We start from the raw sequence: 25,247 nt of genomic DNA on the forward strand, positions 1-25,247 counted from the left end.
CCGTCAGGTTGCTGTTCAGCGCCACGGCGTTGTTCAGCATCACCGACTGGGTGGCGCCCAGGCTGGATGCGCCGGACACGGTCAGCGCGCCGCCACCCAGTGACGCATTGTTGCCGACCAGCAGGGTACCGCCGCCGAGCGTGGTGCCGCCGCCGTAGGTGCTGGCGTTGGACAGCACCAGGGTGCCGGCGCCATCTTTGTTGAGCACGGAACTGGCGTTGCCCTGCAGCGCCCCACTCAGGGTCAGGTTGCCGGTGCCACCAAAATTCACGGTGCCGGTGAGGTTGATGATATTGCTCAGGGTCGCGGTGGCGCCGGAGTCGATCCGGGTGCCGGTTGCGGCGTTGACGGCGCCGGTGCCCAGGGCCTGGCTGCTGCCGATGACGAGCGAACCGGCGTTGAGGGCGGTGCCACCGCTGTAGGTATTGGTGCCGTCCAGGCGCAGGACACCCGTGCCGGTCTTGGTCAGGGGGGAGGTGCCGTCGCCCGAGATCACCCCGCTGAGGGTGATGTTATTGCTGCCGCTCACCGTCAGACCGTTGATGCCAGAGAGGGCGTTCACTTCCAGGTTGATGTCATTGGCCAGGATCAGCGTGGAGGCCGCGAAGGACGAGAGCGTCGCGCCGTTGGCGTTGACGATGCCGGTACCAAACACCCCGCTGTTGTTCACCCACAGCGCCCCTCCGCTCAGTCTGGTACTGGTGGTGGCGCCGGTCAGCAACGCGCCGCTCACGGTCCAGCTACCGCTTTGCACCAACAGGTTGCTGAAGTTGAGGAAGTTCGCCGCAAAGATGGTGCCGCTGCCCCCGCTTCCAGAGCCACCACCGATAGCGTTCTGCAGCGCCAGGGTGTTGGAGCCGCCGGCACCGCCATCGACGATTCCGGGGGCGAGGAACACCAGGTTCGGGTTAGAAGCGACGGTCACGCTACTGGCGCCGGACACACCCGATGCCTGCACTCCCGAGCCGGTGATCGCGTTGAAACGGTTGTTACCGCCCCCGGCCCCCATGGACAGGCTGCCCCCCAATGAGCCGCTGTTAGTGAAGGTGTTGCCCTCGGCCGAGGCCTGGAAAGCAATCCGGCCATAAGCCGTGTTGGTGTTGAACATCTCGACCTGGGCACCGCCGTAGACCGCCACGGTCGGCATGTTGGCCACTTCCAGCGTCCCCCCGACGATCACGTTGGTGAAAATGGTGCCGTGGTTGACGATGGTCACCCTGCCGCCAGCACCAGCCTCCACATCCAGGGCCATGCCCTTGAGGTCGACGATGGAGGCGCCAGGGTTGGCACCGGTGCCGGAAATCGAGCCGGTGGGGTTATTGGAGATGGTGATGTTCTGCGTGCTGCTGTTGCCGACTTTCAGACCGGTGGTCGGCAGGCTCTGTTGCCCGCTGTAGGACGGGTAGATCTGGCCGCTGTTGACGATGATGTTATTGCTGCCGGTGAGCTGGAGCACCGGGTCGCCGCTACCGTCGGAACTGACAATGGCGCTGCCGATGACGTTGACCGTCAGGTTGCTGGCAGAACTGGCGAAGTTCTGCTGGTCCGTCCCGGCACAGGTCAACGTGACGCCATCGGTGGGCACGCCCGGCGTGCAGGCGGCGAGCACGTCCGCACTGCTGAGGCTGGCCAGCAGCCCCAGAGCCGCCAGGCTGATGGATAACGACAAGGGACTACGGCGCACACGAATGGCTGGGGCTGATCGACTGTCCACACAAAACTCCTGATGTGGATCAGGCGATTCATCCTCGAGAACGCAGGCGTCGACGAAATAGGCGCGACTTACTGCGGCTATTCAATCGAATGGCCTGACCTTGGCAATGTAAAAATCCGGATGGGGGTGTTTTACAGCAAAAAGCCATCATTTAGGTAGGAAAAATCTTACCTAAATAACTTTGCGCACTTACCAGCACATTCGCCGCAGATAGCCATGCATTACCCCGTAATGCCCTTGGTTGCGGGCTCATTCACGCCGCGCTCGAACCCATGTCATAAGGCTGCAACGGCGGCAGGCCATAGGCGGCGCGAGCATCGTCGCAGCTCGGGTTGTGCTCGCCGTTTTCCCACGACGCCTCGAACTCCCGGCAGGTGCTGGAACGCTGCGCGTACATGCCGCAGCTCACCCCCTTGCCCACCTCCCCCGTCAGGGAAATGCAGCGCACCGGCCTGGCGTCGGTGCCGATCATCGCCACCCGGCTGGGGCTGATCTGCACCACCACATCATCTGGCACGCAACCACCCGCCGAGGCGCACTCACCCCAGAAAAAAGACACACGAAAATGCGCGCAGCAGGCGCCACAACTCATACAAGGACTGGTCTTGGACATGATAGGAGGGGGGGAAGAATTGTCGTTATTGGGGAGGATCCCGGCGACCATTCTATGCAACGGCAAGCGCTTGAGAAGGGGGGCAAAAAAAGAAAAACCGGCAGCCGACCGGCGGAAATGAAAACGCCCCGCCAACGCCTTGCGGCATCAGCGGGGCGTCGCTCGATCAACTAGCCGCGCACGGGTTTGCCGGCCTTCGGCGGCTCGATGCCATCAGCACGGAACATCTGGCGGATACCGCGAACCGCCTGGCGGATGCGGTCCTGGTTCTCGATCAGGGCGAACCGCACATGGTCGTCACCGTAATCACCAAAGCCGATGCCCGGCGATACGCAGACCTTGGCCTCGGCCAGCAGCTTCTTGGAGAACTCCAGCGAACCCAGGTGGGCGTATTGCTCCGGGATCTTCGCCCAGACGTACATCGACGCCTTGGGGTTCTCGACCATCCAGCCCATCTCGTGCAAGCCCTTGACCAGTACGTTGCGGCGCTGGCGGTATTGCTCGGCGATGTCGAGCACCGGCTGCTGGTCACCTTCCAGTGCCGCGATGGCCGCGACCTGCAGCGGCGTGAAGGTGCCGTAGTCGTGGTAGCTCTTGATCCGCGCCAGGGCGCTGACCAGTTCCGGGTTACCGACCATGAAGCCGATCCGCCAGCCAGCCATGTTGTAGCTCTTGGACAGGGTGAAGAACTCCACCGCGATGTCCTTGGCGCCCGGCACCTGCATGATCGACGGGGCTTTCCAGCCGTCGTAGACGATGTCGGCGTAGGCCAGGTCGTGGATCACCAGCACGTCGTACTGTTTGGCCAGGGCCACGACGCGCTCGAAGAAGTCCAGCTCGACGCACTGCGCGGTCGGGTTCGACGGGAAGCCGAGGATCATCATCTTCGGCTTTGGGATCGACTCGCGAATGGCACGTTCCAGCTCATTGAAGAAGTCCACGCCCGGCACCAGCGGCACCGAACGCACCTGGGCGCCGGCGATTACTGCGCCATAGATGTGGATCGGATAGCTGGGGTTGGGCACCAGGACGGTGTCGCCATGATCCAGGGTTGCCAGCATCAGGTGTGCCAGGCCTTCCTTGGAACCGATGGTGACGATGGCTTCGCTTTCCGGGTCGATCTCGACCTCGTAACGGTCCTTGTACCAGCGCGAAATGGCGCGGCGCAGGCGCGGAATGCCGCGAGAGGTGGAGTAGCCGTGGGTGTCTTCGCGCTGGGCGACCTGCACCAGTTTCTCGACGATGTGCGGCGGCGTAGCCCCGTCGGGGTTGCCCATGCTCAGGTCGATGATGTCCTCGCCACGACGGCGCGCAGCCATCTTGAGTTCGGCGGTGATGTTGAAGACGTAGGGGGGGAGACGATCAATGCGCGCAAAGCGGCGCGGCGAACCTTGGTCGGCCATGACTTCCTCGAAGACGTAAGCGCCCGGAACCGTCCGAGCGACGTTGGCCACTGCGGTGGCCGATCTGGAAGATAGTGGCTGACGGGGAAGGCTGTAAAGATTTATTTCTGTGGCCAGGCTCCAAGGCCACAAACAAAAACGCCCCGAACCTTTCGGTCCGGGGCGTTCTCGTCAAACCTCTCGCACTCAGTGCGCGTAGGTCAGCAACAGCTCGGCGGGCACCTTGGTGTCCAGCGACATCATCACGCTCAGGGCGGTGATGGTGAAGATGGAGAACACGAACAACTTGCGTGCCCACAGACGATCATCCTTGGCCTTGTAACCGGTCCAGGCCATGTACAACCAGTACATGCCCATGGCCGCGGCCACCGCCAGATAGCTCATGCCGGCGTAGCCACCAAAGGTCAGCATCAGGGTCGCCGCAAGGAAGGCCACGATGTACCAGAGGATGTGCTTCTTGGCCACCAGGATGCCGCGCTTGACCGGCAGAACCGGAATCGAAGCAGCCAGGTAGTCGTTGAAGCGGAAGATCGCGATCGCGTAGGAGTGCGGCATCTGCCACAGGCTGAACATCACCAGCAGGGTCAATGCAGCCAGGTCGAAGGTACCGCTCACGGCGCAATAGCCGATCACCGGAGGCATGGCACCGGACAGGCTGCCAACCAGGGTGCCGTGCACCGATTTACGCTTCAGGTACAGGCTGTAGAAACCCACGTAGATGATGAAGCCAATCAGGCCGAACAGCGCCGCCAGCGCATTGGCCTGCACATACAGCAGGCCGAGGCCGGCCACCCCGAGCAGGGTGGCGTAGACCAATGCAACTTTCGACGAAATCAGCCCCTGAACCATCGCACGGTTCTTGGTGCGCTCCATCTTGATATCGATGTCGCGGTCGATCCAGTTGTTGAAAACACAACCGGATGCGACGACCAGCGAAGTGCCAATCACCGTGGCGAGGAACAGCATGAAGTCGACATGCCCTTGTGCAGCGAGGAAGAATCCGCCCGCTACCGACAACACGTTACCGAAAATGATTCCCGGTTTGGTGATCTGGATAAAGTGCTTGAGGGACATGCCGCCTTACCTCACTTCGCCATCATGCTTGAGTGGATGCTGAACATGATCCACAGCGACAGGCCGACCAACAGCGCGATGACCAGCGCCGTGAACAGGAACGACGTGACGCTGGAGCGTGCTGCTTGCGAGCCATCCAGGTGCAGGAAGTAGTACAGGTGCACCACGATCTGGATCACTGCGAACGCAACGATGATCAGCAGGGTCATGTCTTTCGGCAGGGTTGGGTACATCACCAGGCCGAATGGAATGACCGTCAGGATCACCGACAGGATGAAGCCGATGGCGTAGGACTTGACGCTGCCGTGGTTGGCTTCGTCGTGGCCGTGGCTGCTGTTGTGTGCGTTAGCCATTTACAGAACTCCCATCAGGTACACGACGGTGAACACGCAGATCCAGACCACGTCCAGGAAGTGCCAGAACAGGCTCAGGCAGCTCATGCGGGTCTTGCTGGTGTTGGTGATGCCGTGCTTGTTGATCTGGTACATCAGGATTGCCATCCAGATCAGACCGGCGGTCACGTGCAGACCGTGGGTACCGACCAGGGCGAAGAAGCCCGACAGGAAGCCGCTGCGCGATGGGCCGAAGCCTTCGCTGATCAGCAGATGGAACTCGTTGATTTCCATGCCGATGAAGCCGGCGCCCAGCAGCCAGGTAACGGCCAGCCAGCCCAGTACGCCGCTCTTGTTGCCTTTGTACATCTGCAGCATCGCGAAGCCGAAGGTGATACTGGAGAACAGCAGCAGCGCCGTCTCACCCAGTACGTAGTTCAGTTCGAAGATGTCATGACCCGACGGGCCGCCGGCAAAGTTGCCGGACAGCACCGCGTAGGTAGCGAAGATCGACGCAAACAGGATGCAGTCGGTCATCAGGTACAGCCAGAAACCGAATACGGTCATCTGGCCTGAGTCATGGTGGTGATCGTCGTGCCCATGGTCGTGACCATGAGCACCTGCGTTGATTACTTGACTGGACATTGATTAAACCCGCTCGAACGATTCAACACGTGCGCCAGCAGGCGCGCCGGTGGCCAGACCCAGGGTCTTCATGCGCTCACCTTCGATGCGCGCCACTTCCTCGGCAGGAACCATGTAGCCCTGGTCGTCACGCGCTGCGTGGCGAACGAAGACTGCGACGGTGGCGAACAGGCTCACACCCACCAGCCACCAGATGTGCCAGATGAAGGCGAAACCGAAGATGGTCAGGAACAGGCCCATGAACACACCGGTAGAGGTGTTGTTCGGCATGTGGATCGCTTCGTACTTGGCCGGGACCTTGTACGCAACACCGGCTTCCTTGGCTTCGTGCCAGGCGTCCAGGCCCACTTTCTCAGGCATGGTGGCGAAGTTGTAGAACGGTGGTGGCGACGAAGTCGACCATTCCAGGGTACGGCCGCCCCATGGGTCGCCGGTCACGTCCAGGTTTTCGTTGCGATCGCGGATCGACACGTACAGCTGGATCAGCTGGCAAGCGATACCGAACAGGATCAGCACGGCGCCGACCACGGCAACGTACAGGTACGGTTCCCAGGCAGGGTTGTCCGAGCTGTTCAGACGACGGGTCATACCCATGAAGCCCAGTGCGTACAGCGGCATGAAGGCCACGTAGAAACCGGAGATCCAGAACCAGAAGGCAGCTTTGCCCCACTTCTCGTTCAGGGTGAAACCGAAGGCTTTCGGGAACCAGAAGGCGAAGCCGGCGATGTAGCCGAACACCGCACCACCGATGATCACGTTGTGGAAGTGAGCGATCACGAACAGGCTGTTGTGCAGCACGAAGTCAGCGCCCGGTACCGCCAGCAGAACGCCGGTCATGCCACCGATGGAGAAGGTGACCATGAAGCCGAGGGTCCACAGAACCGGCGCGGTGAAGCGCAGACGGCCCTGGTAGATCGTGAACAGCCAGTTGAACAGTTTTACCCCGGTCGGGATCGAAATCAGCATCGTTGCCAGACCGAAGAAGGTGTTGACGCTCGCGCCAGAACCCATGGTGAAGAAGTGGTGCAGCCATACCGCAAAGCCGAGTACCGCGATCGCGCCCGATGCATAGATCATCGAGTGGTGACCAAACAGGCGTTTGCCGGTGAAGGTCGAGGTGACTTCCGAGAACACACCGAAGGCCGGCAGGATCAGGATGTAAACCTCAGGGTGACCCCAGGCCCAGAACAGGTTGACGTACATCATCGGATTCCCACCAAGCTCGTTGGTGAAAATGTGGAAGTCCAGATAACGGTCAACCGTCAGCAGAGCCAGTGCAGCAGTCAGGATCGGGAACGAAGCGACGATCAGAACGTTGGCCCAGGTGCAGGTCCAGGTGAAGATCGGCATGTCCATCAGCTTCATGCCAGGCGCGCGCATTTTCAGCACGGTTGCCAGGAAGTTCACGCCGGTAAGCGTTGTACCCAGACCCGATAGCTGTAGCGCCCAGATGTAGTAGTCAACCCCGACACCAGGGCTGTACTGGATTCCCGCAAGCGGCGGATAGGCTACCCAACCGGTCTTGGCGAACTCGCCGACGCCCAGGGAGATGTTGACCAGCGCAACGCCGGACACCAGCAGCCAGAAGCTCAGGGAGTTGAGGAACGGGAAGGCAACGTCACGTGCACCGATCTGCAGAGGAACCGCGAGGTTCATCAGGCCGGTGAAGAATGGCATCGCCATGAAGATGATCATGATCACACCGTGAGCGGTGAAGATCTGGTCATAGTGCTCTGGAGGCAGGTAGCCCTCAGCGCCGCCGGTAGCCGCAGCAAGCTGGGTACGCATCATGATGGCGTCGGCGAAGCCGCGGATCAGCATGAGCATCGCGACGATGATGTACATCACGCCGATCTTCTTGTGGTCGACCGAGGTCAGCCACTCGGTCCACAAGTAGGTCCACTTCTTGTAGTAGGTGATTAGCGCGAACAACGCGATACCGCCGAGCGCAATCATGGCGAGCGTCACCATGACTATCGGCTCGTGGTACGGGACCGCGTCCAGACTTAATTTACCGAACATCTCTTACTCCTCTGCCCCAGCAGCTGAATGCATACTCACGTCCATACCCTCGGTAGCGGCCGCTGCCTGCTTGTGCTCGGCCTTCTCGTGTACTACCGGCTTGCCGCGGTTCATGCCTTCGTACTTGTCGACGATGGTCTGGAACTGCTCGGCCGGTGCCACGCTGTACAGCGCTACCGGGTTGTTTTCGCTAGCTTTGGCCAAGGACTCGTATTCAGCCTTGTCCAGCTGTTTTGGCGATTGCTTGACTTCGTTCACCCATGCCTCGAAATCGGCCTGGGAGGTGGCGACTGCCTTGAATTTCATACCGGTGAAGCCGGCACCGCTGTAGTTCGCCGAGATACCGTCGAACACACCGTTTTCGTTGGCGATCAAGTGCAGCTTGGTGGTCATGCCGGCCATCGCGTAGATCTGGCCGCCCAGGCCCGGGATGAAGAACGAGTTCATCACCGAATCAGAGGTCACGCGGAAGTTGACCGGGGTGTTGGCCGGGAAGACGATCTTGTTGACCGTGGCAATGCCTTGTTCCGGGTAGATGAACAGCCATTTCCAGTCCAGGGCGACCACATCGATCTGCACCGGCTTCACGTCGGAAACCAGCGGACGATACGGGTCCAGCTCATGGGTGGTCTTGTAGGTCACGACGCCCAGGGCGACGATGATCAGTACCGGGATGGTCCAGATAGCGACTTCGATCTTGGTCGAGTGCGACCAGTCCGGAGTGTATTTGGCAGCCTTGTTCGAGGCGCGATACTTCCAGGCGAAGGCCAGGGTCATGAAAATGACCGGGACCACCACCAGCAGCATCAGGCCGAAGGCGATGAGGATAAGGTTCTTTTGCTCAATGCCAACCTGACCCTTCGGGTCGAGCAGGGTCCAGTTGCACCCACTGAGTAAAAGCATGCCTAAAAAGGGCAGAATGCCAAACAGTCTGGGGTAACGCTTTTTACTCATCTCACGACCTCTAGATCAGCTTGCTTCAATGCAATTTGTGTTTTGGTCGCCAACACTTCGTCCTGCCTAGTGTCAGCATTTACGGGCGAATAGGGACATACCTTGAGAAGCGGCGCTGCTCGGCATGAACCTGGGTGGTGCGTGGTTATTATTCTGACTTCGTGGGCAACAGGCCTGTATCTCAGACCAAGTCCATTTGGTGCGGAAAATCACGGAGAGGAGTCAGCCCTGCATCACCGCGGGCGGCGCTCGTCGAAGTCAGCGAAAAAGCCCTGGGAGCCTTTGTTAATGCGACTTGCAAGCAGTGCCGAACGGAAATTGGGGGCGATTGTAGATAGGTAACCAACCATTGACTATGACTTATTGAGCAACAGTCTTTTACAAGAAGTGTAATAATCCGGCCCGATAAATCAGTTTCGCGACAGTTTGTCGCACCCTGCTCAATAGTCCTGAAACGCCCGTACCACAAGGGTTTGACATTGACGCAGATCAACCAGGGTGCGCAGCCTGAGGGAAACTTCCTTCAACAAGAGGCTTGCGTCAAAACATGACTTTTGTCTAACGCTGACGACGGTTGCGGATGATGCCCAACGGCACCAGAACCACGGTCAGGATGAACGCCATAAGCGCCCACTGCGCAAGGGAAAGTCCCAATACAGGTGGGTATGGCGTAGAGCAGAAGCCGTCCACCTGGAACACCAGCGGCAATACCGAGGCCAGCGGCAGTCCGTCGACGATCGGTTGCAGGGTATCGATGCCGCAACTGACCGCCGGGTTGGCGAGGATATAGACATGGTTGCCGGCGGCGGCGACACCGCCCAGCGCACTGAGCACCACCAGCCCCTCGAAGACGGTCAGGCTGCGCTTGCCGGGCATGGCCGCGCCGATGAAGGCGAACAGGGCGATCAGCAACAGCGCGTAGCGCTGCAGGATGCACAACGGGCAAGGCGCCTCGCCAAGAACGATCTGCATGTACAAGGCACCGCCGATCAGCGCCAGACAGATCACACCCAACAGCACCAGGAAGCGCCTCTCGCGATTGAGACGCTGCGTTTGCTCGTTCATTGCCATTCCCTTCACTAGGTGGTTCGACTCGGCCTCGCTGAAAGCCGCGGGGCGCACAAGATGACGGCGCGCCGGCCGAAAGTCTACATGCAGACCGCGGATCAAAGGTGAAGTCCGTGTGAAAAGGCAGGCGCAGGAAGGAGTGAAGAGGAGGCTGATTAAAGGAGGATTAATGAAAAAGCACCGCGACGACTCAGCATTGCGCCGAGCCGTCGCGATTGGGCTTATTCCAGCGCCGCAGCCGGCCCGAAGAACTCATACCGGCTCTGCCCTTCCGGCACGCCCGCAGCCTTCAACTGGCGCTTCACCGCTGCCATGAACGGCTTGGGCCCGAGGAAGTAGGCATCCACATCCCGCTCCAGCGGCAACCAGCCGGCCAGTTGCTCCTGGCTCAGGTAACCCAGGGCATCCCCCGGCAGGCTCACGCCGTCATCCTCGTCATAGCAATAGAAACGCTTGAGCTGCGGATGCCGCGCCGCCAGCGCATCAACGTGTTCACGGAAGGCATGCACCGCGCCGTTGCGGGCGCAATGGATGAAATGCACCAGCCGACCGCTGTCCAGCGCCGCGTCCAGCATCGCCAGGGTCGGGGTGATGCCGACGCCGCCGCTTATCAGCACCAGCGGCTTGTCGCTGGCAGCCAGGACGAAATCGCCCGCCGGCGGGAACAGGTTGATGCTGTCACCCACTTTCAGTTGGTCATGCAGGTAATTGGACACCTTGCCGCCCGCCTCGCGCTTGACGCTGATGCGGTACAGACGGCCGTCACCGAGGCTCGACAGGGAATAGTTGCGGCGCTGCTCCGCACCGTCGATGAACAGTTGCAGGCCGATGTATTGCCCCGGCTCGGCCACCAGCACCGGCTTGCCGTCGACCGGCGCGAAGTAGAAGGAGACGATCTCGGCGCTCTCCTCGACCCGCTCGACCAGCGTGAACGCCCGCGCACCGCGCCAGCCACCTTCGGCCGCTTCCTTCTGCTGATACATGCCTTCTTCGGCGCCGATCAGGATGTCCGCCAGTTGCTGGTACGCCGCGCCCCAGGCCGCCAGCACTTCGGGGGTGGCGATCTCGCTGCCCAGCACTTCCTCGATGGCGCGCAACAGGCAGCGACCGACGATCGGGTAGTGCTCAGGCAGGATCTGCAAGGCCACATGCTTGTTGATGATCTGGCCGACCAGCCCGCCCAACTGCTCCAGTTGGTCGATATGTCGCGCGTACATCAGCACGCCGTTGGCCAGCGCCCGTGGCTGGTCGCCGCTGGACTGGTGGGCCTGGTTGAACAGCGGACGTACTTCGGGGTACTCGCTGAGCATCATTTTGTAGAAGTGAGTGGTCAGAGCTTCGCCACCGCTTTCCAGCAGCGGGACTGTGGCTTTGACGATTGCACGGTCTTGGGCATTAAGCATGAAACGACTCCTGAGCCTTAGGCTTCTGGTTTAAACACTGCCCTTGTCATTTCAGAATTCGTGCCAACCTTAAAACCCAGCAAAATCAGGCACCTGAAAGCCAAAGAGTCAAAATGACACAAAGCCTGCTAGAGTCATTAAGACCAACAGGAGTCATTATGACCGCAAAATCCCTGCTCACCGCCCTGCTCCCCCTGGTCAGCGACCTGTCCCGCGAACTGCCGGAAGGCGAGCGCTATCGCCGCCTGCTGGAAGCCATGCGCGCGCTGCTGCCCTGCGATGCCGCCGCGCTGCTGCGCCTGGACGGCGAGTGGCTGGTGCCGCTGGCGGTGGACGGATTGAGCGCTGACACCCTCGGGCGCCGCTTCCGGGTCAGCGAGCACCCGCGTTTCGCCGCCCTGCTCAGCCGCAGCGGGCCGACCCGCTTCGCCAGCGACAGCGAACTGCCCGACCCTTACGACGGGCTGGTCGAAGGCCTTCACCAGCAGCTTGAAGTCCACGATTGCATGGGCTGCCCGCTGTTCGTCGATGAACAGCCGTGGGGCCTGATCACCCTTGACGCGCTGTCGCCGGAAAGCTTCCAGCAGGTCGAGCTGGATTCCCTGCAAGCCTTCGCCAGCCTCGCCGCGGCCACCGTCAACGTGGCCCAGCGCATCGAACGCCTGGCCCTGCGCGCCGAGGACGAACACCAGCGCGCCGAGGTCTACCGCCAGGCCAGCGGCCAGCAGGACAAGGAACTGATCGGCCAGAGCAAGGCGCACAAGCGCCTGCTGGAAGAAATCCGCCTGGTAGGCGGCAGCGACCTGACCGTGCTGGTCACCGGGGAAACCGGGGTCGGCAAGGAACTGGTGGCCCAGGCCATTCACCAGGCCTCGCCGCGTGCCGACAAACCGCTGATCAGCCTCAACTGCGCCGCTTTGCCCGACACCCTGGTGGAAAGCGAACTGTTCGGCCATGTCCGTGGCGCCTTCACCGGCGCGGTCGGCGAGCGCCGTGGCAAGTTCGAATTGGCCAACGGCGGCACGCTGTTTCTCGATGAAGTCGGCGAGCTGCCGCTGCTGGTCCAGGCCAAACTGCTGCGGGTGCTGCAGAGCGGCCAGTTACAGCGCCTGGGCTCGGACCAGGAGCACCGCGTGGACGTACGCCTGATCGCCGCAACCAACCGCGACCTCGCCGAGGAAGTGCGCGCCGGCCGCTACCGCGCCGACTTCTACCACCGCCTGAGCGTTTACCCGCTGCCCGTGCCGGCGCTGCGCGAGCGCGGTCGCGATGTGCTGCTGCTCAGCGGTTACTTCCTTGAGCAGAATCGCTCGCGCATGGGCCTCAACAGCCTGCGCCTGAGCCCCGAAGCCCAGGCCGCGCTGCTGGCCTACGACTGGCCGGGCAATGTCCGTGAACTGGAACACCTGATCGGCCGCTCGGCGCTCAAGGCCCTTGGCCAACACCGCGACCGCCCGCGTATTCTCAGCCTCGACGCCGCCGACCTCGACCTGCCAGGTGTCACCAACGCGCCGGCCGAGCCCGCACCGTTTCACGCCTCCCCTGACGCCGCCGTCAGCGGCGATCTGCGCCAGGCGCTGGACCTGTACCAGCGCCACCTGATAGAAGCGTGCCTGGAACGGCATCAACACAACTGGGCCAGCGCCGCACGCGAACTGGGCCTGGACCGTGCCAACCTCGCCCGCCTCGCCCGTCGCCTCGGTCTACGCGGATAGCGAGATGCGTTAAAGCCATGGCCGCTCGGGTCGATAACCCGGCACAAGCCTCTGAATCCCATTTTTCACGAAGGTCACTATGTTCTCGCAAAAAGCTCGCGCGGACTCGCTGTCGCTGCTGCTGTTCACCCTGCGCAGCGGCAAGCTGATGGCGATCAACCTGCTCAAGGTCAGCGAGATCATTCCCTGTCCGCCGCTGACCCGCCTGCCCGAAGCGCATCCCCACGTCAAAGGCGTGGCGACCCTGCGCGGCAACCCGCTGCCGGTGATCGACCTGTCCCGCGCCATCGGCGAGCGACCGCTGGCCGACCCCAACGGTGGCTGCCTGATCGTCACGGACATCAGCCGTTCCAAGCAGGGCCTGCATGTCCAGGCGGTGAGCCGCATCGTGCACTGCCTGAGCACCGACATCCGGCCGCCGCCCTATGCGTCCGGGGAAAAATCGTTCATTACCGGCGTGACACGCATCGACGACGCGCTGGTGCAGGTGCTGGATATCGAGAAGGTCATCCACGGCATCACCCCGAGCCGCCACGACAACGCCCCGGCGCAGTTGAACAGCGAAGACGCGGCGGTGCTGGCGGCGACCAACATACTGGTGGTCGATGACAGCCAGGTTGCGCTGCAACAGTCGATCTACACCCTGCGCAGCCTCGGCCTGGAATGCCATACCGCGCGTAGCGCCAAGGATGCGATCGCGATGCTGCTGGAACTGCAAGGCACCGACCAGGAGATCAACGTGGTGGTGTCGGACATCGAGATGTCCGAGATGGACGGCTTCGCCTTCACCCGCACCCTGCGCGAGACGCCGGACTTCCAGCACCTCTATGTGCTGCTGCACACCTCGCTCGACAGCGCGATGAACAGCGAAAAGGCCAAGGCGGCCGGGGCCAACGCGGTCCTGACCAAGTTCTCGTCGCCGGAACTGACCGACTGCCTGATCGTGGCGGCGCGGACAGTGGCGTTCGCTGAGCGCTAACCAAAGGTAACTGATTGACCCTGGGGGAGCTGGCTTGCCAGCTCCCACAGGGTACGCACCACGCTTGTCGCGCTATGGCAGTCATGCATAATCCAGCCTTCATGCCCCAGCGGAGCCTTTTCCCGATGAAAGCGCAGACCCTCACCCTTCTCAGCGCCCTCCTGCTGGCCGGCACCGCGCAAGCCTCCAGCGACCAGGCCTGGGCCGAACACGACAAGCAACTGCTGCGCGCCTGCACCCAGGCCAGCCAGCTCAAGGACGTCCGCGCCCTCGGCAAGAGCGCCGAATTCGACGACCGCACCGGCTACTCCGCCCTGCTCCTGCAAGGCCGCTTCCCGCAAAAACACATGAACAACCGCAAGGGCACCGAGCTGTGCCTCTATGACCGGCGCCACAAGACCGCCACCGTTACCGAATGGACCCCTGGCAAACCGTGAGCAACGCTGAAGCGAACACCCTGCATTTCAACTGCACCGGCTGCGGTAAGTGCTGCACCGGCCATCACGTCCCGCTGACCCTGAGCGAAGCCCGTCAGTGGGTCGATGACGGCGGCCAGGTCATCGTGCTGGTCGAGGCCTTCCTCGACAACGGCCTGGGCCTGCCGGTCGAGCAGCAGGAGCACGCCCGCCGTCGTTCCTGCGCGGTGCCCTGCGGCGCGACCGACGCTTTCGTCGCCATCACCTTCGCCGCCTTCAACCCCGGGCCATGCCGCAACCTCGACGCCGACCTGCGCTGCCTGATCTACGAGCGCCGGCCGCTGGTCTGCCGTATCTATCCCATGGAGATCAATCCGCATATCCCGTTGCGCCCCGAAGCCAAGGACTGTCCGCCAGAAGCCTGGGAAAGCGGCGACGCGCTGATCCACCGCGAGCGCGTCGTCGACCCGCAACTGCTGGAACTGATCGAGCGTTCGCGCCAGGCCGACCGCCAGGACATCCGCAGCAAGGCCCTGGTCTGCCAACGCCTGGGCATCGACACCAGTGCGCTGAAAGGCAACGGCTTCACGGCTTATCTTCCGGACACGACGGCACTGCGCCAGGCCATGATCGAGACGGCCAGCGATGCGGACGCGGCTCTCGCCGCCTGGACATTACATGTGGAGGATGGCGACCTTGCCGGAAAGCTGAGCTCGGCAGGGGCCAGGGTCACCGGCGTGAGCGCCGGGCACTACAGTTTCATCGGGTTCTGATCCGGCGTCTTATTGACGCCGGCACCAGAACTCTTCGGCCAGGCGACGCAGGTCTTCGGCAAGACCGGCCACGTCACTGGCGGTGGAATGTCCACGCTGGCCGGCAGTGACACTCTGCTCGCTGGCCTGGCGGATGCTGATGATGTTGCGGTTGATGTCTTCGCTGACCAGGCTCTGCTGCTCCACCGCCGACGCGATCTGCATGCTCATCTCGCTGATCTGGTTGACCCGCTGGCTGATGCCGTGCAGCGCCTGGGTCGCGTGTTGGGCCTGCTCGACGCTCTGCCCGGCGTGATCGCTGCTCTGCTGCATTGCCACCACCGCGTCACGGGCGCCGCTCTGCAGCACGCTGATCATCCGCTGGATTTCCCCGGTCGATTGCGCGGTGCGCTGGGCCAGGCCACGGACTTCATCGGCGACCACCGCAAACCCGCGACCATGGTCGCCGGCCCGGGCGGCTTCGATCGCCGCGTTGAGCGCCAGCAGGTTGGTCTGCTCGGCGATGCTGTGAATAACTTCCAGCACGCCGGAGATTTCCTCGCTGTGGTTCTCCAGGGTGTGCACCACTTCAGTGGCTTCGGCCAGGGCGTTGGCCAGTTGCAGGATGGTCGTGCGGCTCTGATCCACCAGGTTATGGCCCACCTGGGTTTCATCTTCGGCCTGGTCCGCCGCGCGGGAGGCCTGCTGCGCGCTGCTGGCCACTTCCGCCACCCGCGCCGCCATGCGGTTGATCGCATCCGCCACCTGGTCCGCGTCGCCCTGCTGGCCGACCGTGGTGGTGTGGCTGTGTTGCAGATGACTGGCGAGGTCGGCGGTGTGCCCGGCCAGGCGCTTGGAGGTGTCACCGATGCGCCCGACCACGGCGCCCATCTGCGCTTCGAGCATCTGCAGGGCGAACTCGATCTGCCCCACTTCATCGCGGCGGCCGGTGTACAACTGCTGGCTCAGCGGGTTGTCCGCCACTTCGTTGGCCCGGACGCGCAAGCGTTCCAGCGGACGCAGGGTCCGCGAGATCAGCACCGCGCCGAGCGCCACGAAGACCAGCCACTCCACCGCGCCCTGCAAGGCAAATTCCGGCAACACCAGGCGGCTGCCGCCCAGCACCAGCGCCAGCAGCCCGGCCAGGTTCAGCGCCAGGCGCTTGCCCAGGCCCAGCACCGGCAGACGATCACGCCAGGTCAGCGTGCCGTTGCGCAGTTTGGCGTAATGCAGCTCGGCGGCGGCTACCTGGGCGCGGGTCGGCTTGGTGCGCACCGATTGATATTCCACCGTTTCACCATGGCTGGTGATCGGCGAGACGAACGCGCTGACCCAATAGTGATCGCCGTTCTTGCAGCGATTCTTCACCAGGCCCATCCACGAGCGGCCCTTTTTCAGGGTGGCCCACATGTGTTCGAACGCCGCAGAAGGCATGTCCGGGTGGCGAACGATATGATGCGCGCTCCCGATCAGTTCTTCCCGGGAGAACCCGCTGATCTTGATGAACTCGTCGTTGGCGTAAGTTATGGCACTGGTGAGATCAGTGGTGGAAAGGATGTTAGCGTCACCACGGTAATCCACATTGCGACCGGTCACAGGCAGATTGCTCTTCATCGAGAGGCGCTCGTCGTTCGGATGAGGGGGTTATAAAGCAGGGCGGAAATACTACGGGCGACCCCTTGCGCGGACGTTGATCCAGAGCAGCATTACGGCCCTTTGCCATCACCGTCTGTCCGCCGCGACCCGACTAACTGACAGCCGTGACAGCTAGCCGTCACGCTGCCGACCCGGTCTGATCTATATAAACGTAATAGCCCTCTCTCCCACCTGTCCCGGCACCTTTGACGCATGCGAATTACCCGCCCCCGAACGCTGCTTGTCCTGCTTGCCATCGTCCTCCTGGCCGTCGCGGCCTGGTTCGTCAGCGAGCGCCCGCGCGCCGTCAAGGCCACCCAGCCCACGGCCATTCCGGTCAGCGTGATCGCGGTCAAGCGCGAGGATGTGCCGCGCTACCTGAGCGCCATCGGCACCGTGCAGTCGCTGCACAGCGTGGTGATTCGTCCGCAAGTGGAAGGCGTACTGACCCGCATCGCCGTGCAGGAAGGCCAGACCGTTCGCGAAGGCGACCTGCTGGCAACCCTCGACGACCGTGCCATTCGCGCCAGCCTCGATCAGGCCCGGGCCCAGCTCAAGCAGAGCCAGGCGCAGTTGCAGGTGGCCCAGGTGGACCTCAAGCGCTACCGCCTGCTCAGCGAAGACAACGGCATCTCGCGGCAGACCCTCGACCAGCAACAGGCGCTGGTCAACCAGCTCGACGCCAGCATCCTCGGCAACCAGGCGAGCATCGCCGCCGCCGAAGTGCAGTTGTCCTATACCCGGGTGCTGTCGCCGGTCAGTGGCCGGGTCGGCATCCGCAATGTCGACGAGGGCAATCTGGTGCGCAGCAGCGACACCCAGGGCCTGTTCAGCGTGACCCGCATGGACCCGATCGCCGTGGAGTTCTCGGTCCCGCAACAATGGCTGCCGACCTTGCAACAACTGGTCGCCAGCAGCGAACCCGCGCCGATCAAGGCGTACCTGGAAGGCGATGGCGACAGCAGCGGCACCCTGCTCGGCGAAGGCCGGCTGAGCCTGATCGACAATCAGATCGCCGCTGGCACCGGCACCCTGCGGGCCAAGGCCACGTTCAGCAATGCCGACGCCCGCCTCTGGCCCGGCCAACTGGTCAGCCTGCGGGTGCAGACCGGCGTCGAGCGCGACGCGCTGGTGGTGCCGCCGGGCGTAGTGCGCCAGGGCGTGGACCAGCATTTCGTCTACCGCATCAGCGGCGACAAGGCCGAGGCCGTGCCGGTCAAGGTGCTCTACCAGGACAGCCGGCTTAACGTCATCAGCGGCGTGGACGTCAATGACCGACTCGTCGCCGACGGCCAGTCGCGGCTCAAGCCCGGCGCCAGGGTGGAAGTGCTCGACGCCGCGCCGGCCGCAGAAAACGTCGCCCGCAGCGATGCGAGCGTGCAGCCATGAACGCCGCGCTGCCCAATGGCCGCCGCGGCCTGTTCGGCTGGTGCATCGACCGCCCCATCGCGACCCTGTTGTTGACCTTCGCGTTGGTCCTGCTCGGCGTGGTGGCTTTCCCGCGGTTGCCGGTGGCGCCGTTGCCGGAAGCCGACTTCCCGACCATCCAGGTCAGCGCCCAGCTCCCCGGCGCCAGCCCGGAAACCATGGCCTCGTCGGTGGCGACGCCGCTGGAAGTGCAGTTCAGCGCCATACCCGGCATGACCCAGATGACCTCCAGCAGCGCACTGGGCTCCACCAGCCTGATCCTGCAATTCACCCTCGACAAAAACATCGACACCGCCGCCCAGGAAGTCCAGGCGGCGATCAATACCGCCGCCGCCAAACTGCCCCAGGACATGCCCAGCCCGCCGACCTGGCGCAAGGTCAACCCGGCCGACAGCCCGGTGCTGATCCTCACCATGTCCTCGGAACACATGCCGGCCAACGAGCTGAGCGACTACGCCGAAACCCTGCTGGCCCGGCAACTGAGCCAGATCGACGGCGTCGGCCTGGTCAACATCACCGGCCAGCAGCGCCCGGCGATCCGCGTGCAGGCGCAGCCGGAGAAACTCGCGGCCCTCGGCCTGACCCTCGCCGACCTGCGCCTGGCCATCCAGCAGACCAGCCTGAACCTGGCCAAGGGCGCGTTGTATGGCGCAGACAGCGTGTCGACGCTCGCCACCAACGACCAGTTGTTCCACCCCGAGCAGTACGCGCAACTGATCGTTTCCTACCGCAACGGCGCGCCGGTCCAGCTCAAGGACGTGGCGCGGGTCATCAACGGCTCGGAGAACGCCTACGTCAAGGCCTGGTCCGGCGACCAGCAGGGCCTGAACCTGGTGGTGTTCCGCCAGCCCGGAGCGAACATCGTCGACACCGTGGACCGGGTCAACGAAGCGCTGCCGCGACTGGAAGAAATGCTGCCCGGCACGGTGCAGGTCTCGGTCCTGCAAGACCGTACCCAGACCATTCGCGCCTCGCTGCATGAAGTGGAAATGACCCTCGGCATCGCCGTGCTGCTGGTGATCGCGGTGATGGCGCTGTTCCTGCGCCAATGGTCAGCGACCTTGATCGTCTCGGCGGTGCTGGTTGTCTCGCTGATCGCCAGTTTCGCGTTGATGTACCTGTTCGGCTTCAGCCTGAACAACCTGACCCTGGTGGCGATCGTCATTGCCGTGGGTTTCGTGGTGGACGACGCCATCGTCGTGGTGGAGAACATCCACCGTCATCTCGAAGCCGGCGACAGCCGCGTCGAAGCGGCGCTCAAGGGCGCGCGGGAAATCGGCTTCACCGTGGTGTCCATCAGCTTCTCGCTGGTGGCGGCGTTCATTCCGCTGCTGTTCATGGGCGGCGTGGTCGGCCGGCTGTTCAAGGAGTTCGCCCTGACCGCCACCAGCACCATCCTGATTTCCGTGCTGGTGTCGTTGACCCTGGCGCCCACCCTGTGCGCGCTGTTCATGAACGCGCCCACGCATGACACACCGCAGAAACCCGGCTTCGGCGAGCGCCTGCTGGCCGGCTACGAACGCTTGCTGGACAAGGCCCTGGCCCACCAGAAAACCATGCTCGGCATCTTCGGCCTCAGCCTGGCACTGGCGGTGGCGGGTTACATCGCCATCCCCAAAGGTTTCTTCCCGGTGCAGGACACCGGTTTCGTGCTCGGCACCAGCGAGGCCGCCGCTGACATCTCCTACCCGGACATGGTCGCCAAGCACCTGGCGCTGGCCAAAATCGTCGAGGCCGATCCGGCGGTGCGCGCGTTCTCCCATTCCGTCGGCGTCACCGGCAGCAACCAGACCATCGCCAACGGCCGCTTCTGGATTTCCCTCAAGGACCCCGGCGACCGCGATGTCTCGGCCAGCGAATTCATCGACCGCCTGCGCCCGAAACTGGCCAAGGTGCCGGGGGTGGTGCTTTACCTGCGCGCCGGCCAGGACATCAACCTCAGTTCCGGCCCGAGCCGCAGCCAGTACCAGTACGTGCTCAAGAGCAACGACGGCCCGGCGCTGAACCTCTGGACCGAGCGCCTGACCGAGCGGCTGAAAGCCAACCCGGCGTTCCGCGACCTGTCCAACGACCTGCAACTGGGCGCCAGCGTCACCCGCATCGAAATCGACCGGCAGGCCGCGGCGCGCTTCGGCCTGACCACCACTGACATTGACCAGGCGCTCTACGACGCCTTCGGCCAGCGGCAAATCAGCGAGTTCCAGACCGAAACCAACCAGTACAAGGTCATCCTCGAATTGGACGCCCGCCAACGTGGCCGCGCCGAAAGCCTGAATTCCTTCTACCTGCGCTCGCCGCTGACCAGCGAAATGGTCCCGCTGGCCGCCGTGGCGAAAGTCGCCGCACCGAGCACCGGGCCGCTGTCCATCAGTCATGACGGGCTGTTCCCGGCCGCCAACCTGTCGTTCAACCTGGCGCCCGGCGTCGCCCTCGGCGATGCGGTGGCGATCCTCGAACGGACCCAGCGCGAACTGGGCATGCCGGCCTCCATCAGCGGGTCGTTCCAGGGCGCGGCGCAGGCGTTCCAAAGTTCGCTGTCGAGCCAGCCCTGGCTGATCCTCGCCGCGCTGGTGGCGGTGTACATCATCCTCGGCGTGCTCTACGAGAGCTTCGTCCACCCGCTGACGATCATTTCCACCCTGCCCCCGGCCGGCCTCGGCGCCCTGGCGCTGCTGTGGCTGTGGGGCCAGGACTTCACCATCATGGGCCTGATCGGCGTGGTGCTGCTGATCGGTATCGTCAAGAAGAACGGCATCCTGCTGATCGACTTCGCCCTCGACGCCCAGCGCAACCAGGGCATGAGTCCCGAGGAGGCGATCCACACCGCCTGCCTGACGCGCTTCCGGCCCATCATGATGACCACCATCGCCGCCTTGCTCGGCGCCGTGCCGCTGATGCTCGGCGCCGGTGCCGGCGCCGAACTGCGCCAGCCGCTGGGCATCGCCGTGGTCGGCGGGCTGCTGGTCAGCCAGGCCCTGACACTGTTCACCACCCCGGTCATATACTTGGCCCTGGAGCGCCTGTTCCACCGGCGCCAGCGCGCTGCCGAAGCGCCCCGGCCAATTGCCCATTGAGAGCCGACCATGCGCGTGCTGATTATCGAAGACGAAGAAAAAACCGCCGACTACCTGCACCGCGGCCTGACCGAGCAGGGCTTCACCGTGGACCTGGCGCGGGACGGCATCGAGGGCCTGCACCTGGCGCTGGAGGGTGATTACTCGGTGATCGTCCTCGACGTCATGCTCCCCGGCCTCGACGGCTATGGCGTGTTGCGTGCGCTGCGAGCGCGCAAGCAGACCCCGGTGATCATGCTGACCGCCCGCGAACGCGTCGAAGACCGCATCCACGGCCTGCGCGAAGGCGCCGACGACTACCTCGGCAAGCCGTTCTCCTTCCTCGAACTGGTGGCGCGTCTGCAAGCCCTGACCCGGCGCAGCGGCGGCCACGAACCGGTGCAGATCCAGGTCGCCGACCTCTGGGTCGACCTGATCAGCCGCAAGGCCAGCCGCGCCGGCCAACGCCTCGACCTGACCGCCAAGGAATTCTCGCTGCTCAGCGTGCTCGCCCGGCGCCAGGGCGAGATCCTGTCGAAGACGGCGATTGCCGAGCTGGTCTGGGACATCAATTTCGACAGCGACGCCAACGTCGTCGAAGTGGCGATCAAGCGCCTACGCGCCAAGCTCGACGGGCCGTTCGAAACCAAACTGCTGCACACCATCCGAGGCATGGGCTATGTCCTGGAAAACCGCGCGAACTAACTCCCTGGCGCTGCGCCTGAGCGCGCTGTTCACGCTGGTGGCGCTGCTGGTGTTCCTGCTGATCGGCTGGGCGCTGTACAAACAGGTGGACCGCAGCCTCGACCTGCTGCCATCGGCCGAGCTGGAGGCGCGCTTCAGCGTGCTGGAGTCGAGCCTGATGCGCTTCGGCAACCCGGACCACTGGAGCAAGATGGTCCGCAAGCTCGACCAGCTCAGCGAGGAAGACCGGCGCATCCGCTTCTGGGCGGTCAGCAGCGACAGCCACTACGAATACGGCAACCCCGACGCGGTCATCCGCCGCGTCGCCGAAGGCAAACCGGGGATGCGCGACCTGTACCTGGCCGACAACCCCTTCCCGTACAAAGTGATGCTCAGCGAGCTGCCGGCGCTGGAGCAGCGCCCACCGCTGCGCTTTCTCATCGGTATCGACACCGAGACGTTCTGGCACACCCAGCACACCCTGCTGATTGCCCTGGTCAGCCTGGCGGTGGTGGGTGTCCTGCTGGCCTCGGTGCTGGGTTACTGGGTGGCGCGGATCGGCCTGCGACCGCTGCGCGAATTGTCCGCCGAAGCCCAGCAACTGGCGCCGCCGCGCCTTAGCGGTCGGCTGCGGGTTTCGGCGTTGCCGCCGGAGCTGGAGCAGTTCGCCCAGACCTTCAACGCCGCGCTGGAGCGGGTCGACCAGGCCTACTCGCGGCTGGAAGCCTTCAACGCCGACGTCGCCCACGAACTGCGCTCGCCGCTGACCAACCTCATCGGCCAGACCCAGGTCGCCCTGACCCGCGGACGCAGCGCCGAGCACTACTTCGAAGTGCTGCAATCGAATCTGGAAGAACTGGAGCGGCTGCGCAGCATCATCAACGACATGCTGTTTCTCGCCAGCGCCGACCAGGGCAGCAAGGCCACCGGACTGATCAGCACCTCGCTGGCCGAGGAAGTGGCGACCACCCTCGACTACCTCGACTACATCCTCGAAGACGCCCAGGTCCGGGTGGACGTGAACGGCGACGCCCAGGCACGCATCGAAAAGGCCCACCTGCGCCGCGCACTGATCAACCTGCTGAACAACGCGGTGCAGCACACCGAACCGGGCCAGGTGATCCATGTGGTTATCCACAGCGAAAACGACCAGGTACGCATCGCTGTCAGCAACCCCGGCCCGGCGATTGCCGACGAGCACCTGCCACGCTTGTTCGAACGCTTCTACCGGGTCGATGCCGCCCGCAGCAACAGCGGCAGCGGCAATCACGGCCTGGGTCTGGCCATCGTCAAGGCCATCGCCGTCATGCACGGCGGCAGCGTCTTTGTCCGCAGCCAGGCGGGCGCCAACACCTTCGGCATTCTTCTCCCGGCCTGAGCTGACACGCTCTGGGCCGCGGCCTTTCAGGACTGTTACTTTTTCCGCAACAGTCCATCTCTGAAATACGGCTTTTTCGTTCGCTTCCTAACGATTAATTTAGCCGCACCAAATAGAGACTTGCTCTGCAAGAAGGTTGTTTGAAATGTCCAACAGCATGGGTATTGCCAGCGTTTTCGTCCTGTCTTCCGTGTTGCTTTCCCCTCTGGCCATGGCTGAAGAATCCCAGGCCTTCGTCGCCCAGACCGCACGCCACCAGGCGACCCTGGAGCAGGCCCGCGAAGCGTTCGCCAAGCAACAGAACGACGCCGCGAAAGGCTCGGAACAGACCGCATCAAAGGTTGATTCGAGTGCCAGCAAAGAAAGCTGAGTCGCTGCTCGACGCTCCTGTTTCTCCCTCGACGTTCGCGCAGGCAGCGCATCTGCCCGCGCGCCTGTCGTTTAAAGCCGCTGCTTGTCAGCGGCTTTTTTTCGCCTGGTGAAAAGTACCGGAATACGGCCCGTTTCCAACAAGAAAAATACCGCTTCGCAGAATAAAAACTGCCGCCATCAGCACCTCAAGGAGTTCATCAAGGTGACCATTACCACGCGTTTGACCCCACTATTCGTTGCGTTAGCTGCAACGATGCCGTTCCACGCCCAGGCTGACGACGACAAGCCCGAAGGCTTCGTCGAAGGCGCCAGCCTCGATGTCCTCGCCCGCAACTACTACATGAGCCGCAACCAACTGCTGCCCGGCGTGCGCGACAACCGCGAATGGGGCCAGGGCTTCATCGGCACATTCGAATCCGGCTTCACCCAGGGCACCGTCGGCTTCGGCCTCGACGCCTACGCCATGCTCGGCCTGAAACTCGACGGCGGTGGCGGCACTGCCGGGTCGAGCATCCTGCCGATCAACAGCCCGAGCAAAGACGGCTACGACTACGGCAAGGCGCCGGACGAGTTCTCCAGCGCCGGCGCCTCGGTGAAAGTCCGCGCGTTCGACACCGTGCTGCGGGCCGGCGACCTGTTCCTCACCAACCCGGTGATCGCCGGCGGTGAGACCCGCATGCTGCCGCAGACCTTCCGCGGCGTCAGCCTGACCAACACCAGCATCGACAACCTGATGCTCGAAGGCGGCCAGGCCAGCTTCACCAAGCCGTACAACCAGAGCGGCCACCGCCGCATCGACACCTTCTACGGCTCGCTGCCAGACCACCGCGACAGCCGCCACCTGAACTGGGCCGGCGCGGTCTGGACCCCGGTCGAAGGCCTCAGCACCAGCGTCTACGCCGCCGAACTGAAGGACATCTGGAACCAGTACTACGTCAACCTCGACTACACCTGGCAGCTCAACGAGCTGGTCAGCCTCAATCCGGGCGTGAACTACTACCACACTCAGGACACCGGCAATGCCTTGCTGGGTGATATCGACAACAACACCTACAGTCTGCATTTCACGGTGAACGTCGGCTATCACGCGGTAACCGCGGTGTACCAGCGGGTCAACGGCAACACGCCGTTCGACTACATCAACCAGGGCGACAGCGTGTACCTCGACAACTCGCAGATCTACTCGGACTTCAACGGCCCCAACGAGCGTTCGTGGAAGCTCAAGTACGCCTACGACTTCGCCGGCGTCGGCATTCCCGGCCTGACCACCGCCGTGTCTTACTCCAAGGGCGAGCTGGACCTGAGCAAAGCCGATGCCGACAGCAGCGGCTATGGCCGCTGGTACAGCGAAGACGGCAAGAATGCCCAGCACTGGGAACGCGATGTCGACCTGGCCTACGCCTTCCAGGAAGGCCAGCTCAAAGACCTCAGCGTGCGCCTGCGCTGGGCCAGCCATCGCGGCAGCCAGGGTTACTCGCATGTGGATAACGACATCGACGAGTACCGGGTGATCGTCGACTATCCGGTGAATATCTTCTGACCTGATGGCTGACGTTGGGTCTGTGTCGCGACCATCGCGAGCAAGCTCGCTCCTACAGAGAGGCAGT

Annotated in this window: 20 protein-coding genes and 2 pseudogenes; 10 read left to right on the forward strand and 12 right to left on the reverse strand. The window is 63.3% G+C overall.

The annotated features are described in order from the left end of the window. The 10 genes from CKW37_RS23110 to hmpA form a co-directional block, all read right to left on the reverse strand. On the reverse strand, window positions 1-1,714 hold a 1,714-nt coding region (locus CKW37_RS23110; protein ID WP_177454473.1), incomplete at its 3' end, for an autotransporter-associated beta strand repeat-containing protein. A gap of 253 nt (window positions 1,715-1,967) precedes the next feature. Beyond that, window positions 1,968-2,327 carry a YkgJ family cysteine cluster protein gene (locus CKW37_RS23115; protein ID WP_095158542.1) on the reverse strand — a complete coding sequence of 120 codons (360 nt, stop codon included), beginning with the start codon at window positions 2,325-2,327 and terminating at the stop codon, window positions 1,968-1,970. Between the two features lie 170 nt (window positions 2,328-2,497). After that, window positions 2,498-3,730, reverse strand: a complete 1,233-nt coding sequence (gene alaC, locus CKW37_RS23120) for an alanine transaminase (protein ID WP_095158543.1) — start codon at window positions 3,728-3,730, stop codon at window positions 2,498-2,500. A 186-nt stretch (window positions 3,731-3,916) separates the two neighbouring features. Further along, on the reverse strand, window positions 3,917-4,804 hold the full coding sequence (gene cyoE, locus CKW37_RS23125; RefSeq protein ID WP_095158544.1) for a heme o synthase: 888 nt from the start codon (window positions 4,802-4,804) through the stop codon (window positions 3,917-3,919). Window positions 4,805-4,815: 11 nt separating this feature from the next. Continuing rightward, window positions 4,816-5,157: a cytochrome o ubiquinol oxidase subunit IV gene (gene cyoD / locus CKW37_RS23130; RefSeq protein ID WP_095158545.1), complete on the reverse strand. Its 342-nt coding sequence runs from the start codon at window positions 5,155-5,157 to the stop codon at window positions 4,816-4,818. Continuing rightward, a complete protein-coding gene (gene cyoC / locus CKW37_RS23135) occupies window positions 5,158-5,781 on the reverse strand; it encodes a cytochrome o ubiquinol oxidase subunit III (RefSeq protein WP_095158546.1) in 624 nt (207 codons plus the stop codon). 3 nt (window positions 5,782-5,784) lie between these two features. After that, window positions 5,785-7,803 (reverse strand): cytochrome o ubiquinol oxidase subunit I, encoded by a 2,019-nt coding sequence (gene cyoB, locus CKW37_RS23140; protein WP_095158547.1) that lies wholly within the window; start codon window positions 7,801-7,803, stop codon window positions 5,785-5,787. Between the two features lie 3 nt (window positions 7,804-7,806). Continuing rightward, on the reverse strand, window positions 7,807-8,757 hold the full coding sequence (gene cyoA, locus CKW37_RS23145) for a ubiquinol oxidase subunit II (RefSeq protein WP_095158548.1): 951 nt from the start codon (window positions 8,755-8,757) through the stop codon (window positions 7,807-7,809). A 558-nt stretch (window positions 8,758-9,315) separates the two neighbouring features. Beyond that, window positions 9,316-9,822, reverse strand: coding sequence for a disulfide bond formation protein B (locus CKW37_RS23150; protein ID WP_095158549.1), 507 nt, complete (start codon window positions 9,820-9,822; stop codon window positions 9,316-9,318). Window positions 9,823-10,046: 224 nt separating this feature from the next. Beyond that, window positions 10,047-11,228, reverse strand: a complete 1,182-nt coding sequence (hmpA, locus tag CKW37_RS23155) for an NO-inducible flavohemoprotein (protein WP_095158550.1) — start codon at window positions 11,226-11,228, stop codon at window positions 10,047-10,049. A 158-nt stretch (window positions 11,229-11,386) separates the two neighbouring features. On the opposite strand from hmpA, the gene norR reads away from it, so the two are divergent. From norR to CKW37_RS23175, 4 genes are all read left to right on the forward strand, one after another. Then, on the forward strand, window positions 11,387-12,943 hold the full coding sequence (norR, locus tag CKW37_RS23160; RefSeq protein ID WP_095158551.1) for a nitric oxide reductase transcriptional regulator NorR: 1,557 nt from the start codon (window positions 11,387-11,389) through the stop codon (window positions 12,941-12,943). Window positions 12,944-13,022: 79 nt separating this feature from the next. Beyond that, on the forward strand, window positions 13,023-13,922 hold the full coding sequence (locus CKW37_RS23165) for a chemotaxis protein (RefSeq protein WP_095158552.1): 900 nt from the start codon (window positions 13,023-13,025) through the stop codon (window positions 13,920-13,922). Window positions 13,923-14,047: 125 nt separating this feature from the next. Continuing rightward, window positions 14,048-14,359, forward strand: coding sequence for a hypothetical protein (locus CKW37_RS23170; protein WP_095158553.1), 312 nt, complete (start codon window positions 14,048-14,050; stop codon window positions 14,357-14,359). After that, window positions 14,338-15,111 carry a YkgJ family cysteine cluster protein gene (locus CKW37_RS23175; RefSeq protein WP_095158554.1) on the forward strand — a complete coding sequence of 258 codons (774 nt, stop codon included), beginning with the start codon at window positions 14,338-14,340 and terminating at the stop codon, window positions 15,109-15,111. The genes CKW37_RS23170 and CKW37_RS23175 overlap by 22 nt, the downstream gene beginning before the upstream one ends. 9 nt (window positions 15,112-15,120) lie before the next feature. Here the strand turns inward: CKW37_RS23175 and CKW37_RS33760 are convergent. Together CKW37_RS33760 and CKW37_RS33765 are read right to left on the reverse strand one after the other, a co-directional pair. Next, window positions 15,121-16,116: pseudogene (locus CKW37_RS33760) on the reverse strand (methyl-accepting chemotaxis protein); the annotation flags it as partial. Window positions 16,117-16,422: 306 nt separating this feature from the next. Then, window positions 16,423-16,704 (reverse strand): annotated as a pseudogene (locus CKW37_RS33765) (PAS domain-containing protein); the annotation flags it as partial. Between the two features lie 234 nt (window positions 16,705-16,938). Between CKW37_RS33765 and CKW37_RS23185 the strand changes: the two are divergent. The 6 genes from CKW37_RS23185 (at window position 16,939) to CKW37_RS23210 (ending at window position 25,180) form a co-directional block, all read left to right on the forward strand. Beyond that, on the forward strand, window positions 16,939-18,114 hold the full coding sequence (locus tag CKW37_RS23185; protein WP_095158556.1) for an efflux RND transporter periplasmic adaptor subunit: 1,176 nt from the start codon (window positions 16,939-16,941) through the stop codon (window positions 18,112-18,114). Next, window positions 18,111-21,227, forward strand: coding sequence for a multidrug efflux RND transporter permease subunit (locus CKW37_RS23190; protein WP_095158557.1), 3,117 nt, complete (start codon window positions 18,111-18,113; stop codon window positions 21,225-21,227). The genes CKW37_RS23185 and CKW37_RS23190 overlap by 4 nt, the downstream gene beginning before the upstream one ends. 9 nt (window positions 21,228-21,236) lie before the next feature. Next, entirely contained in the window at window positions 21,237-21,911 is a 675-nt protein-coding gene (locus CKW37_RS23195) for a heavy metal response regulator transcription factor (RefSeq protein ID WP_095158558.1), read from the forward strand. After that, window positions 21,886-23,268 carry a heavy metal sensor histidine kinase gene (locus tag CKW37_RS23200; protein WP_095158559.1) on the forward strand — a complete coding sequence of 461 codons (1,383 nt, stop codon included), beginning with the start codon at window positions 21,886-21,888 and terminating at the stop codon, window positions 23,266-23,268. Before CKW37_RS23195 ends, CKW37_RS23200 begins: the two co-directional genes overlap by 26 nt. Before the next feature lie 145 nt (window positions 23,269-23,413). Continuing rightward, complete coding sequence (locus CKW37_RS23205) at window positions 23,414-23,638, forward strand: hypothetical protein (protein WP_095158560.1); 225 nt, start codon at window positions 23,414-23,416, stop codon at window positions 23,636-23,638. Window positions 23,639-23,893: 255 nt separating this feature from the next. Beyond that, window positions 23,894-25,180, forward strand: coding sequence for an OprD family porin (locus tag CKW37_RS23210; protein WP_095158561.1), 1,287 nt, complete (start codon window positions 23,894-23,896; stop codon window positions 25,178-25,180). Window positions 25,181-25,247 lie beyond the last annotated feature (67 nt).

The organism is Pseudomonas sp. Irchel 3E13, from assembly GCF_900187455.1.
In the GTDB taxonomy this organism is placed as follows: domain Bacteria; phylum Pseudomonadota; class Gammaproteobacteria; order Pseudomonadales; family Pseudomonadaceae; genus Aquipseudomonas.